This is a genomic window from Acidovorax sp. SUPP2539 (assembly GCF_030158975.1).
In the GTDB taxonomy this organism is placed as follows: Bacteria; Pseudomonadota; Gammaproteobacteria; order Burkholderiales; family Burkholderiaceae_C; genus Paracidovorax.
On sequence record NZ_BQXJ01000003.1, the window covers coordinates 1 to 11,874 of the forward strand.

At 65.0% G+C, this 11,874-nt stretch carries 9 protein-coding genes; 8 read left to right on the forward strand and 1 reads right to left on the reverse strand.

From position 1 onward, the window contains the following. Nucleotides 1-441: 441 nt before the first annotated feature. Nucleotides 442-1,344 carry a LysR family transcriptional regulator gene (locus AVTE2539_RS11420; RefSeq protein ID WP_284410723.1) on the reverse strand — a complete coding sequence of 301 codons (903 nt, stop codon included), beginning with the start codon at nucleotides 1,342-1,344 and terminating at the stop codon, nucleotides 442-444. Between the two features lie 125 nt (nucleotides 1,345-1,469). Here AVTE2539_RS11420 and AVTE2539_RS11425 point away from each other — a divergent pair, with 125 nt between their 5' ends. From AVTE2539_RS11425 to AVTE2539_RS11460, 8 genes are all read left to right on the forward strand, one after another. After that, on the forward strand, nucleotides 1,470-3,608 hold the full coding sequence (locus AVTE2539_RS11425) for a 3-hydroxyacyl-CoA dehydrogenase NAD-binding domain-containing protein (protein ID WP_284410724.1): 2,139 nt from the start codon (nucleotides 1,470-1,472) through the stop codon (nucleotides 3,606-3,608). Between the two features lie 149 nt (nucleotides 3,609-3,757). Then, a complete protein-coding gene (locus tag AVTE2539_RS11430) occupies nucleotides 3,758-4,936 on the forward strand; it encodes an acetyl-CoA C-acyltransferase (protein WP_284410727.1) in 1,179 nt (392 codons plus the stop codon). Nucleotides 4,937-5,013: 77 nt separating this feature from the next. Beyond that, nucleotides 5,014-6,210, forward strand: a complete 1,197-nt coding sequence (locus tag AVTE2539_RS11435; protein ID WP_284410728.1) for an acyl-CoA dehydrogenase family protein — start codon at nucleotides 5,014-5,016, stop codon at nucleotides 6,208-6,210. A gap of 100 nt (nucleotides 6,211-6,310) precedes the next feature. After that, entirely contained in the window at nucleotides 6,311-7,471 is a 1,161-nt protein-coding gene (locus tag AVTE2539_RS11440; RefSeq protein ID WP_284410731.1) for an acyl-CoA dehydrogenase family protein, read from the forward strand. Next, nucleotides 7,468-8,274 (forward strand): oxepin-CoA hydrolase, alternative type, encoded by an 807-nt coding sequence (locus AVTE2539_RS11445; RefSeq protein WP_284410733.1) that lies wholly within the window; start codon nucleotides 7,468-7,470, stop codon nucleotides 8,272-8,274. The genes AVTE2539_RS11440 and AVTE2539_RS11445 overlap by 4 nt, the downstream gene beginning before the upstream one ends. Before the next feature lie 40 nt (nucleotides 8,275-8,314). Further along, nucleotides 8,315-9,562 (forward strand): CaiB/BaiF CoA transferase family protein, encoded by a 1,248-nt coding sequence (locus AVTE2539_RS11450; protein ID WP_284410735.1) that lies wholly within the window; start codon nucleotides 8,315-8,317, stop codon nucleotides 9,560-9,562. A gap of 107 nt (nucleotides 9,563-9,669) precedes the next feature. Next, nucleotides 9,670-10,674 carry a Bug family tripartite tricarboxylate transporter substrate binding protein gene (locus tag AVTE2539_RS11455; RefSeq protein WP_284410737.1) on the forward strand — a complete coding sequence of 335 codons (1,005 nt, stop codon included), beginning with the start codon at nucleotides 9,670-9,672 and terminating at the stop codon, nucleotides 10,672-10,674. A 77-nt stretch (nucleotides 10,675-10,751) separates the two neighbouring features. Then, nucleotides 10,752-11,765, forward strand: a complete 1,014-nt coding sequence (locus tag AVTE2539_RS11460) for a tripartite tricarboxylate transporter substrate binding protein (RefSeq protein WP_284410739.1) — start codon at nucleotides 10,752-10,754, stop codon at nucleotides 11,763-11,765. Nucleotides 11,766-11,874: the final 109 nt, after the last annotated feature.

Sequence of the window (11,874 nt, forward strand, 5' to 3'; positions counted from 1 at the left end):
GGGTCAGGTAAGGCGCAGCGAAGCTCCATTCTTCATCGCTGACGTCTGTTGGGTAGGGCTTGCGGGGCATCTGCAAACTCTACCCTTGGCTTCGCTCTCACGGAGCAAAGTTCATAACACGCTCTAGTCCCGTGGGGATGTGTCCAGTACGTTGCGCGATGCCCCCTCTGCACACGTTGGGCTTCCCCCAATTTCCCGGACGCCTTTTAAGCGCTGTGACGTCTCGGATGCGCGCACCCACTCAGCTGTGTTTACGACTTTAGGCAAACAAGCAGATAGCCAATCAACGCGCGCAGCCGCATGGATGCTGGACCTCTGTTTACGACTTTAATTGGCCAGAATAACTGCTGCGCGACAGTTGCACGCTCGGGAGCGAATCGCCTGCTTTTGCAAATCAAGTAACGACCATCTCTGGCTAACGCACTCCACCATGGCCAAGGCCTAAGGTGGGGGCTCAGTTGCAGGTGCGGCTTTTGCCAGAAGAAATTCAATGCAGGTTCGCACGGCCCTCGTCTGGTGGCGGTTGGGTAGATACAGCAGGTACATGTGGGTGCCGAAGATGCTCAGGCGGTACTCGTCCAGCGTGGTCAGCACCTCACCGCTTTCCAGCTTGTCCTGCACCACGTAGTCCGGCACCAGGCCCACCCCCAGGCCGGCCAGGATGCCCTGGCGCAGGAAGGGGAAGTGCTCGGAGATCAGCGTGGGCTCCAGCATCACCTCATGCCGTTCGCCGCCCTGGTAGGCCGCCAGACGCAGTTGCCGCCCGGTCACGCCGGCGGTGATCACGGGACTGGTGCGCAGGGCGTGCAGGGTGCGCGGCAGCCCGTGGCGATGCGCGTAGTCGAGAGAGGCGCAGGCCAGGTAGCGCACGGTGCCCAGGCTGCGAGCCACCAGTGACAGCGGCGGCTCCTGCACCACGCGGATGGCGATATCGACTTCGTCGCGCAGATTGTCGGCGCGGTTCTCGAACAGCACGTCCAGCACGATGCCCGGGTAAGTGCGCTTGAATTCGATCAGCCAGTCGCTCACCACGATTTGTCCATAGCCGCTGGGCACGCTGATACCCACGCGGCCCTGCAAGCCCTGGCCCAGGGTGGTGATGGCTTCGCGCGCGGCCAGCATCTCGTTGTGGATGGTGCGTCCGTGCTGGTACAGGCGCAGGCCGATCTCCGTGGGCTCCACGCGGCGCGTGGTGCGCTGCACCAGCTGCACGCCCACGTCCTTCTCCAGCTTGGCGAGGTGGTAGCTCACGTTGGCGCGGGTCATCTTCAGCTTGCGAGCGGCCTGGCTCAGGTTGCCGCTGTCGATGATCTCCACCAGCAGGGTCAGCGATTGGGAATCCATGTCTCAACAGTTATTGGTTTAAATCATTTGACAGTCTGTCAATGATTCATGGGATTGTTAGAAACCATTGTCGCCGTAAGAATGGATGATGGACGTTCCAGATCCACAACAAAGGAGACAAACGCATGACCCGTGAGGCAGCGGCTTCCGTCGTTCAAACCCGCCAACAAGGCGATGTGCTGGTGGTCGGCATCCACAATCCGCCCGTCAACGCCTTGGGCGCCGCCGTGCGCCAGGGCCTGTTGGCTGCGGTGGCGCAGGCCGAAGCCAGCGCAGCGGTGAAGGCCGTGCTGATCGTGGGCGAGGGCAAGGCGTTCATCGCCGGTGCCGATATCCGTGAATTCGGCCAGCCTGCCGTGCCGCCGTCGCTGCCCGAAGTCTGTGCGCGGATCGAGGCGTGCACTAAGCCGGTCATTGCTGCCATCCATGGTGCTGCGCTGGGGGGCGGACTGGAGGTTGCGCTGGCGGCCCATTACCGCCTGGGCTTGCACAACGCTGCCGGTGGTGCGCAATTGGGCCTGCCCGAAGTGAACCTGGGCCTGCTGCCAGGCGCTGGAGGCACACAGCGTGCGCCGCGCCTGATGGGCGCCAAGGCCGCAGCCGAACTGATGTTGAGCGGCAAGTCCATGTCGGCACGGGCGGCGCTGGCCGCAGGCCTGTTGGACCAGTGCGTGGAGGGCTCCGACGCCACGGCCGCAGGCCTGGCCTTTGCCAACGCCTTGTTGGCGCAGAACGCTCCGGTGCGCCGCACGCGCGACCTGCCCATTCCCGACGCGGCTGCGGCGCTGGCCGACCTGGATGCTTTGGCAGTCGACACGGCCAAAAAAAGCCGAGGCTTGTTTTCACCTTTGAAGATCGTCGAATGCGTGCGCGCCGCAGTCGAGTTGCCGTTCGACGAGGGACTGGCCAAGGAGCGCGCGCTGTTCGTGGAGTGCCTGAACAGCCCACAGCGCGCTGGCCTCATTCATGCGTTTTTTGCCGAGCGCGAGACTGCCAAGATTCCCGAGGCCCGGGCCGCAGCGCCGCGCACTGTCGATCGGATCGCCGTCATCGGGGGCGGCACCATGGGCGCGGGCATTGCGGTGTCTGCACTCGATGCCGGATTCTCGGTGGTGATGTTGGAGCGTGATGCCGAGGCCATTGCGCGCGGCCAGGCCAATGTGGAAAAAGTCTACGACGGCCTGATTGCCAAGGGTCGAATGAGCGAGGAGGACAAGGCCGCCATCCTGGCACGCTACGTGCCGACCACGCGCTATGAAGACATCCAGGCAGTGGACCTGGTGATCGAGGCCGTGTTCGAGGACATCGAGGTCAAAAAGGCCGTTTTCAAAGAGTTGGACCGTGTCTGCAAGCCCGGTGCGGTGCTGGCCACCAATACCTCGTACCTCGACATCGATGCCATTGCGGCGGCCACCTCGCGCCCGCAGGACGTGATCGGTCTGCACTTCTTCAGCCCGGCCAACATCATGAAGCTGCTGGAAATCGTGGTGCCGGCCCGAGTCGCCCCCGACGTGGTGACGACGGCCTTCGAACTGGCCAAGCGCATGAAGAAGACGCCGGTGCGCGCCGGAGTGTGCGACGGCTTCATCGGCAACCGCATCCTGGCCGTGTACAAGCGGGCCGCCGACTTCCTGATGGAAGACGGCGCTTCGCCCTATGAGATCGACGCCGCGTTGCGCGGCTTCGGCTACCCCATGGGCCCTTTCCAGGTGACCGACCTGGCGGGCGGCGACATCGGCTGGGCGACGCGCAAGCGCCGTGCCGCCACGCGCGACCCGAAGGCCCGCTATGTGGAGATCGCCGACCGCATCTGCGAGCGCGGCTGGTTCGGCCAGAAGACAGGCCGGGGCTTTTATGTGTACCCGCAGGGCTCCCGCGCGGGCCAGCCCGACCCCGAGGTGCTGGCCATCGTCGATGCCGAGCGCGCCAGGAAAGGCATCACGCCGCGCAGCTTCACCTCGGAAGAGATCATTCGCCGCTACATGGCCGCGATGGTCAACGAAGGCGCCAAGGTCGTGGACGAGGGCATCGCCCTGCGCCCGCTGGATGTGGACGTGACCTTTCTGTCAGGCTACGGTTTCCCGCGTTTTCGCGGCGGACCGATGAAGTACGCCGACATGGTGGGGTTGGACGCCATCCTGGCCGACATCCGCGAGTTCGCAAAAGAGGACCCGCTGTTCTGGCAGCCTGCGCCGTTGCTGGAAAGGCTGGTGGCCGAAGGCCGGAACTTCGACAGCCTGAACCAAGCTGCGGCAAAGGCCTGAGACGGGCGCTGTCGGTCGAATCAAAACAGAGAGCGTTTGCTGTTGGACTGTCGGCAGATTCAGATGCCTTTGGCGCTGAATCGTCCGTGGCGCCAGCGCAAGCCGCTACTGAAAACGCAGTGAACCACCTACCGAGACAAGAGAAAAACATGCGCGAAGCCGTCATCGTTTCTACCGCCCGCACGCCATTGGCCAAGTCCCACCGCGGCGAGTTCAACGCCACCCCTGCGCCCCAGTTGGCGGCGTATTCGGTCAAGGCCGCCGTGGAGCGCGCGGGTATCGACCCGGGAATGATCGAGGATCTCATTCCGGGTTGCGGCAATCCCGAGGGCATGCAGGGCAAGAATCTGGGCCGCCAAACGGTGTTGCGGGCCGATCTGCCGCTGTCCATCGCTGGCACCACGGTCACGCGTTTCTGCGCTTCGGGTCTGCAGGCGCTGTCCATCGCTGCCGGCCGTATCGTGGACGAAGGCGTGGATGCCATGATCGCTGGCGGGGTGGAAAGCATCTCGGGCGCGCGCGCCCTGGGCACTCCGGCCGACCTGGACCCCTGGCTGGTGGAGCGCAAGCCCGAGTTGTTCATGGCCATGATCGACACGGCCGACGTGGTGGCCCAGCGCTACGGCATCACGCGCGAGGACCAGGACGCCTTCTCGCTGCAGAGCCAGCAACGCACCGCCGCCGCGCAAGACGAGGGCGTGTTCGCCGAGGAAATCATTGCTTGCGCCGCACGCATGGCCGAGAAGAACAAAGACTCCGGGGAGGTCACCTACCGCGACGTGATCGCTACCCGGGACAACTGCAACCGCCCCGGCACCACGCTGGAGGGGCTGGCCAAACTTGAACCTGTCAGAGGCGAGGGCCACTTCGTGACAGCCGGCAATGCCTCGCAGCTGTCCGATGGATCCAGTGCCTGCGTGCTGATGGAAGCCAGGCAGGCCGAACGCCTGGGCCTGCAGCCCCTGGGCGCCTTTCGAGGCATGGCCGTGGCGGGCTGCGAACCGGACGAGATGGGCATCGGCCCGGCGTTCGCAGTGCCGAAGCTCCTGAAGCGCCATGGGCTCACGGTGGATGACATCGGGCTGTGGGAACTGAACGAAGCCTTCGCCTCGCAGGCCCTGTACTGCCAGCGGCAACTGGGCATTCCCATGGAACGCTTGAACGTCAACGGGGGAGCCATCTCCATCGGCCATCCCTTCGGCATGACGGGCGCGCGCCTGGCTGGCCACATCCTGCTCGAAGGCCGGCGCCGCAAGGCGAAGTACGGCGTGGTGACCATGTGCATCGCTGGTGGCATGGGTGCGGCCGGCCTGTTCGAGATGTATTGATGCCCCTGATTCGCTGCGCGCTGTCCCTGGCAGGGGCGAAGAGCGCATGGCGCCAGAGACGACTGAGGAAATAGCAAATGGATCTCCAATTCACACCGCAGGAAGAAGCCTTCCGCACCGAAGTGCAGGCCTTCCTGAAGGCTGAACTGCCCGTGCGCATCGCTGGCAAGGTCAAGGCCGGCCAGCGACTGACCAAGGCCGATCAAGAGGAGTGGCACGCCATCCTGAACGCGCGCGGCTGGCTGGCCAACCACTGGCCCCAGGAGCACGGCGGCCCGGGCTGGAGCGCAGTCGAGAAGTTCATCTTCGATACCGAATGCGCGCTGGCTGGCGGCCCGCGCATCGTGCCGTTCGGCGTGAGCATGCTGGGCCCGGTGCTCATCAAGTACGGCAATGAAGCGCAGAAGCGTTACTGGCTGCCGCGCATCCTGAGCGGCGCCGACTGGTGGTGCCAGGGCTATTCCGAGCCCGGCGCGGGCTCGGACCTGGCCTCAGTCAAGACCACGGCAGTGCGGCAGGGCGACCACTACGTCGTCAACGGCCAGAAGACATGGACCACCCAGGGCCAGCACGCCAACATGATTTTCTGCCTGGTGCGCACCCAACGCGAAGCCAAGGCCCAAGCCGGCATCAGTTTCCTGCTGGTGGACATGAACAGTCCCGGCGTGGAGTTGCGCCCCATCCGCACGCTGGACGGCGATCACGAGGTCAACGAAGTCTTCTTCACCGACGTGAAAGTGCCCGTGGACCACTTGGTGGGCGAGGAGAACAAGGGCTGGACCTATGCCAAGTACCTGTTGACCTATGAGCGCACGGGCATCGCTGGCGTGGGCTTTTGCATCTCGGCCCTGGCCAAACTCAAGATCATCGCTGCCAAGGTGCAAAAGAACGGCAGGCCCATCGACCAGGACCCGCTGTTCGCCGCGCGCATGGCCCGCGTCGAGATCGACCTGGAGAACATGAAGACCACCAACCTGCGTGTGATTGCCGCCGTGGCCGGCGGCGGGGTGCCGGGCGCGGAAAGCTCCATGCTCAAGATCCGCGGCACCGAGATCCGCCAGGAGATCCTCTCGCTGATCCGCCGCGCCATGGGCCCTTATGCCGCACCTTTCATCGAGGAAGCGCAGTACGAGGGCTACACGCAAGCGCCGGTGGGCCCGCAGGAGGCTGCAACGGCCGCCGCCAACTACTTCAACTACCGCAAGCTGTCGATCTTCGGCGGCTCCAATGAAATCCAGAAGAACATCATCTCCAAGATGATTCTCGGCCTGTAGCCATGCAAGACCCCTTGAGTCGTTTGGCGCCTGCCCCTTGCGAGGAGACAGCCTGCGCGGTGGCTGCTTTCTGGCCCCATGGATTGAGAAAGAGTTTCCTATGAACTTCGTACACACCGAAGACCGCCGCATGCTGGCGGACAGCCTGAACCGCTTCATCGCCGAGCAGTACGGCATGGAGCGCCGCAACCAGTTCGCCTATGGCGACGAGGGCCACAGCCCCGCCCTGTATGCCCAGTTCGCAGAGCTGGGCGCCATCGGCGCTTTGTTCCCCGAAGCCGCGGGAGGCTTTGGCGGCGGAGGTTTCGACATCAGCTTGGTGTTCGAAGCCCTGGGCAGAGGCTTGGTGGCTGAGCCCCTGCTGGGGGCCCTGGTCGTGGGCCAGGCGCTGATCGCAGCGGGCACCGAGGCGCAGAAAGCCAGGTTGCAAGACATTGCCGCCGGTGGTCTGGTCGCTGCCTTGGCCCACGACGAACCCGGCAGCCACTACGAGCTTTCCAATGTCTCGGCGACAGCTACCAAGACCGCCCAGGGCTGGGTGCTGAACGGTGCCAAGTCGGTGGTGGCATTTGGTGGAAAGGCCGATCTGCTGCTGGTTTCCACACGCACGGCAGGCCGCCCGTTCGACACCGCCGGCATCAGCCTGTTCCTGGTAGATGGCAGTGCGGCTGGCATCGCCAAACGCGGCTACAGCCGGATTGACGGCGGCTGTGCAGCTGAACTGACGTTCACCGATGTGCAGCTTGGCTCCGAAGCGCTAGTGGGCCAGGAAGGGGAGGGCTACGCGCTGCTAGAGCTCGTGCAGGGCTATGCGCTGCTGGCACTGGCGGCCGAAGCCCTGGGTGCCATGGATGTGGCCAAGCAGAGCACTCTGGAGTACCTGCAGACGCGCAAGCAGTTCGGCGTGGCCATCGGCACCTTCCAGGCCCTGCAGCACCGCATGGCCGACCTGTTGCTGGAGGTGGAGCAGATGCGTTCGGCCGTCATCAACGCGGCCGACGCCATCGACAACGCGCGGGGCGGGGCGCGCGAACGCGCTTTGTCGGCTGCCAAGTACACCGCAGGCTATGTGGGCGCGCTGGTCGCGGAGGAAAGCATCCAGCTGCACGGCGGTATCGGCATGACCTGGGAGTTGCCCCTTTCGCACTACGCCAAGCGCCTGGTGCTGATCGACCATCAGTTCGGCGACGAAGACCACCACCTTGCCCGGTTCATCGCTCTGGGCGCGGCATCCGCTGATTCCCCGAAAGGACGGCCATGACAGAGACCAACCCGCCTTTGCTGCAGCGGCGCGATGGCGCCGTGCTGGTGCTGAGCAACAACAACACGGCTGCGCGCAATGCGCTGTCCCCCGCGTTCTACGCCGCACTGACGCAGGCCTTGGTCGAGGCGCAGGCCGATCCTTCGGTGGGCGCTGTCGTGCTCACAGGAGAGGGCGGCCATTTCTGCGCGGGTGGCGACCTGAGGCAGTTGGCCAAACGGCGTGAGTTGAGCGTCGAACAGCGACGCGAGAGGCTCGAAGGCCTGCACGACCTCATCCGCGCCGTGCGCGACTGCGAGAAGACCGTGATCGCTGCAGTGGAGGGCGCCGCCGCGGGTGCTGGCCTGTCCTTGGCCCTGGCGTGCGACATGCTGGTGGCGGCGCGCGATGCCGTGTTCTCCGTGGCCTATGTGAAGGTCGGCCTCACTCCCGACGGCGGTGCGACGGCGTTCCTGGCCGAGTTCGTTTCACGCCAGGTGCTGACCGAGTTGTGCCTGACGGGTGAGCGCCTGTCGGGCGAACGCCTGCATGCCTTGGGTGCGGTCAACCGCCTGGCCGAACCGGGCAAGGCTCTGGCGGGCGCTGTGGCACTGGCCGCCAGCGTGGCGGACGGTCCGCACCGGGCGATGGCACGCATCAAGGCCTTGTGCCGTACTGCGCCCCATGCGTCGCTGGAGGAGCAGCTGGAAAGTGAAGCCCGCTTCATGGTGATGTCGCAAGCGACCGAAGAGTCGCGCGAGGGCATCGGCGCGTTCCTGGAAAAGCGCACGCCGGACTTCGCGCCGCTGCGCGGTGCGGACTGACGCACGCATGCCCACTACGACCAACACAGGAGACAACACCATGACCGCCCCAGAACCGTCACAGGACATCGATTTTCCGCTGGAAGGCGTGCGCGTGCTCGATCTGTCGCGCGTGTTCGCCGGGCCGCTGTGCGGCCAGGTGCTGGCCGATTTCGGCGCCGAGGTCATCAAGGTCGAGCACCCGGGCCGCGGCGATGACACGCGCGACTGGGGCTTGCGCATCGGCAAAACCGAGACCACTTACTACAACAGCATGAACCGCAACAAGCGGTCCATTACGCTGGATCTGCAAAGCCCCGAGGGCCTGCAGATCATCCGTGACCTGCTGCCGCAGTTCGACGTCGTCATCCACAATTTCAAGACCGGTGGGGCCGAGAAGCTGGGCCTGGGCTACGAGCAGTTGAAGGCGCTGCGGCCCGGCCTGATCTATTGCGCGGTGGCTGGCTACGACAGCAGCGGCCCGGAGGCCAAACGCCCTGGCTACGACCTGGTGATCCAGGGCGAGGCGGGCCTGATGGCGCTCAACGGCGAGGCCACGCAGCCACCGCTGAAATTCGGCGTGGCTGTGGTGGACCTGATGACCGGCATGTACGCTGCGCAGGCGGTGCTGGCGGCGCTGTTTCGCCGGGAGCGCACTGGGCACGGCCGGCTCATAGAAATGGCTTTGTACGACTGCGGGATCATGGTCACAGGCTACTACGGCCTCGACGCCATGCAGCTGGGCCGCGATCCGGAGCGCTACGGCAATGCGCACCCGTCCATCGTTCCCTACGGCATGTACGACGCGGCCGATGGTCCGTTGATCATCGCCGTAGGCAACAACGCGCAGTTCGACAAGTTCTGCCGCCAGGTCATCGAGCGGCCCGACATCGTGGAAGACCCGCGCTTTTCCACCAACGTGGACCGGGCCAGGAACCGCGTGGAACTGGGCCCCTTGCTGAAGGCGCTGATCCATGCCTTCCCGCGCGATCTGCTGCTTGAGCGCCTCACGGCCGCCGGTATTCCCTGCGGCCGTGTGGCGGGGCTGCACGAGGCGCTGACGAGCGAGAGAACGCGCCGCAGCGGCCTGCTGCGCGACATGCCGCACCCAGTGGTCGGAACCACGCCCGTCTTTGCACCTCCCTACCGCATGGACGGCCAGCGCCTGCCCATTCGCAGCGCGCCGCCCACGCTGGGCGAGGGCACACGCGAGGTGCTGCACCGCCTGCTCTCGATGAGCGACGACGAACTGCAGCAACTGCAGCAGCGCGGCGTGCTGACCCTGCCGGACGATTCGCCACCGGCCTGAAGGCCGTTCATTCACCGCCCGGTCCCTTGCGAAAACACCGCATCAGACGGTGCATGGGGCCGTTTTCATCCCTTGACGACGATCGCACTGATCCAGGAGACAACGCTATGGGAATCCAATACAACCGCCGCAACCTGCTGCAAGGGCTGGCCGCGCTGGGGGGCACCAGCCTGCTCGGCCAGGCCGCAGCGCAAACCGGCAAAGCAGCCTGGCCGACCAAGCCCATCCGGCTGATCGTGCCGTTCAACGCCGGGGGGGCGACGGACATCATCGCCCGCACGGTGGGCGAAGCGCTGGCGAAACGCGTGGGCCAGCCCGTGGTAGTGGACAACCGGGGCGGTGCCGCCGGCATCCTGGGTACCGACGCAGTCGCCAAGGCCGCACCGGACGGGCACACCCTGTTGGTATCGCTCAGCACATCGATGCTGATCAACCAGTTTCTGTACACCAAGCTGCCCTACGACCCGCAGAAGGACATCACGCCCATCACCCAGATCGCGGCAGCGCCCGTCACGTTGGTGGTTCACCCGTCGGTGCCCGCGAGCAATATGAAAGAGTTGCTGGCCTACGTGAAGGCCCACAAGGGCAAGCTCTCGTACGGGTCCTGGGGCGTGGGTTCCTACGCACACCTGGCCGGGGCCTACATGAGCAAGACGATGGACGCCGACATGACCCACGTGGCATACAAGGGCGAGGCGCCCATGATCCAGGAGCTGATCGGCGGCCAGCTGCAGCTGTGCTTCTCCAGTGCGCTGAACACCAAGCCCTTCATCGATGCGGGCCGCCTGAAGGCCATCGGCGTAACGGGCAAGCAGCGCATGGACATCCTGCCCACGCTGCCCTCCATCTACGAGCAGGGGGTGCCGGACGATGCGTATGCCATCTTCGGCTGGGTGGCCATGGGTGCCCCTGCCGGACTGCCCAAGGAGATCGTGGACCAGCTCTACGGCCATCTGCGCGAGATCGCCAAGGACCCGAAGGTGCTGGAGCGCACCGTGGGGGCCGGCTTCATGCCCCTGATGAACAGCCCGGAAGCCTTTCGCGAGAACTACCAGCGCGACATGCCTGTCTGGAAGGCTTTGGTCGACGAAGCTGGCGCCAAGCTCGACTGAAACCTGGCGGCCGCAGCTCAGCAACGAGTCAGTGGCTGCCCCTGCAATGACTGACCGATGGATTGACGGGAAACACCATGCCTATGCCTCACAAAACGTTTCTTGCCTGCACGCGCCGGAACACCCTTCTGGCGCTGGCCGCCGCCCCCTGGCTTTTCGGGAGCGCCAGCGCGCAGCAAGCGGCGGCCGTCTGGCCCACCAAGATGATCAAGCTGGTGGTGCCTTTTCCGGCAGGGGGGCCCACGGACACGGCTTCGCGCATAGTCGGGCAGAAGCTGGCCGATCGGTTTAAGCAGTCCGTGGTGGTGGACAACCGTCCGGGTGCCTCGGGCTCCATCGCCGCCTCGCAGGTGGCCAAGGCCGACCCGGATGGCTACACCTTCATGATGCTGGCCACTCCGACCTTGCTGGCCCCGCATCTCTACAAGAAGCTGAGTTACGACACGGTGAAAGATTTCACCCCCGTCGCCACGGTCTATGACCTGCCCATCGTGGTGGTGGTCAACCCGGCGCAGTTGCCGGACGTGACCGACCTGCGCACGCTCATCGCCCACGCCAAGGCGCAGAAGACGCCGCTCAACTACACCAGTTCCGGGACCGGCAGCTTTGGTCACCTCAGCATGGAGTTGCTCAAGCAGATGGGCCATTTCGACATGCAGCATGTGCCCTACAAGGGCGGCGTTCCTGCCATCACCGACACCATCGGCGGCCAGGTGCCCATCATGTATGCCGACCTGGTCGCTGCACTTCCGCATATCCAGGCCGGCAAGCTGCGGGCGATCGCCGTGGGCTCGCCCCAGCGGGTAATCATGCTGCCGGATGTGGCAACCATCGCCGAGCAAGGCTTCAAGGGCTACGACGCCGTGTCCTGGGGCGGACTGCTTGCACCACCCGGTACGCCGAAACTGGTTGTGGACCGGGTGGCGAACGAGGTCAAGCAGATCCTGGCCGAAAAAGAAACGCAGGAGAAGCTGCTGCACGCCGGCGCCATCGCGCGTTTCGAAGACCCCGCGCAGATGGGCAAGCATGTTCAGCAAGACTATGCCAAATGGGGCCAGCTGATCCGGGACAAGGGCATTGCCTCGGAGTGACCCCCGTTCAGTAATCCATCGGCCGCTTCATGCGTGAAGCCCATGCCCGTCTGCGAGCGCCTGGCTGGGCCGGCCTGCCGAGCGCTTCATCAACCCATCCTTTGCACAG

Bases quoted from the DNA above. Each gene is read 5' to 3' on its own strand.
- AVTE2539_RS11420 (WP_284410723.1), bottom strand. From the start codon at position 1,344: ATGGATTCCCAATCGCTGACCCTGCTGGTGGAGATCATCGACAGCGGC.
- AVTE2539_RS11425 (WP_284410724.1), top strand. From the start codon at position 1,470: ATGACCCGTGAGGCAGCGGCTTCCGTCGTTCAAACCCGCCAACAAGGC.
- AVTE2539_RS11430 (WP_284410727.1), top strand. From the start codon at position 3,758: ATGCGCGAAGCCGTCATCGTTTCTACCGCCCGCACGCCATTGGCCAAG.
- AVTE2539_RS11435 (WP_284410728.1), top strand. From the start codon at position 5,014: ATGGATCTCCAATTCACACCGCAGGAAGAAGCCTTCCGCACCGAAGTG.
- AVTE2539_RS11440 (WP_284410731.1), top strand. From the start codon at position 6,311: ATGAACTTCGTACACACCGAAGACCGCCGCATGCTGGCGGACAGCCTG.
- AVTE2539_RS11445 (WP_284410733.1), top strand. From the start codon at position 7,468: ATGACAGAGACCAACCCGCCTTTGCTGCAGCGGCGCGATGGCGCCGTG.
- AVTE2539_RS11450 (WP_284410735.1), top strand. From the start codon at position 8,315: ATGACCGCCCCAGAACCGTCACAGGACATCGATTTTCCGCTGGAAGGC.
- AVTE2539_RS11455 (WP_284410737.1), top strand. From the start codon at position 9,670: ATGGGAATCCAATACAACCGCCGCAACCTGCTGCAAGGGCTGGCCGCG.
- AVTE2539_RS11460 (WP_284410739.1), top strand. From the start codon at position 10,752: ATGCCTATGCCTCACAAAACGTTTCTTGCCTGCACGCGCCGGAACACC.